Annotated in this window: 1 protein-coding gene; it reads right to left on the reverse strand. The window is 44.1% G+C overall.

Features of this window, described 5'->3' with window-relative positions; all coding sequences use genetic code 11:
* Positions 1-457: 457 nt before the first annotated feature.
* The coding region (locus tag A3756_RS15940) for a GGDEF domain-containing protein (RefSeq protein ID WP_068553892.1) at positions 458-1299 on the reverse strand (842 nt) is incomplete at its 5' end.

Here is a 1299-nt window from a genome sequence, read left to right on the forward strand (position 1 = left end):
ATGTTCCTGAACCAATTGATAGAGGAGCGTCTTTTCGGGCTGATGGCGTTCATAGTATGGTGCTTGACTCGCCCAGACATTCCTTGCCGGTGACATGAGTATCCTCCTTGATACTGTTTATACATACAGCATATAGAAGAAGCTTCACTTAGCGAATATTGGCCGTAATTTTGTAAAAACAGTCCAACTGTTATGTCCGCTTTCGGGTCTTTTGTAATATAAAAATGCTAGTTAGGAAGGGCCAGATTAGATCTGAAGACAATTCTCAAGTTATGTCCGCTTATCTCACTTTCCAGAAGTAACCGATCAGATCAATATTGGCCAAAATATCCTTGTTTATCGATCAGTCATGAAGGTCCGTTTTGCGGACTTTCACGCCTTTGAGTGCTGTTTAACTATGCCGTGCACTGAACTCCAACCTTTGAGAAAGGGTTCGAGCCGATACACCTTTCTGATACTACTGACTTTGCGCAAGGTTCTGCGTCTCTCCAATTACTCTGTTCCGGCCTTGTTTCTTAGCTGCATACAAGGCTTGGTCAGCGCGCTCTACTAAGCCATCAATTGTGTCAGAGGTTTGCATACTCGCAACACCGACAGAAATGGTAATATTACCCAGGGTGACTTTTTTATCACTGCCCATAACCAGGTTTTTACTGGCGACCTTATCGCATAGCTGCTGGCCTACAACGAGTGCGCCTTCGTAGCGTGTGTTGGGTAATAGCGCCACGAATTCTTCACCTCCATAACGAGCGACGATATCGTCACCTTTGACACCCTTCTTTAGAACTGTTGCGATAAAGGTTAAAACTTTGTCGCCTACTGCGTGGCCGTGCGTATCATTAAACGATTTGAAGTGATCAATATCCATAAATAGGAGAGAGAAGGGCTTCAGTGTTTGTTCAAACTCATTTACTAGTGTTTTAATAGACTCATCAAATGCTCGTCGATTCGGGATGCCGGTGAGCTGGTCGGTAAACGCCGTTTCGTTCAGTTCTTCCAAGTTCCTTTTTAAAGTACTGACTTCCTCCTTCACAACGATTAAGGAGTTTTCCATTGATGTGTTGGCTTGTCTAACTTGGTCAGTTTCTTCAATAAGCTTGGCAACGAGCTGAGTGATGCTGTTGATATCGGGGTTTTTCTTTAGATCATTCTGGCTTTCTTCCAGTGCGGCTGAAAAAGCCTGGTTGCCCTCAAGGATTTTTTCCAGCTCTTGCAGCAGGTTGTCCACAAGCGTCTCTGTATCGCCTTGTATATGGCTCAGTTTATCCTGCGTTTGGTTTGCAATATAAGTTTCGTAGA

The sequence above is a fragment of the Oleiphilus sp. HI0086 genome, from assembly GCF_001635225.1.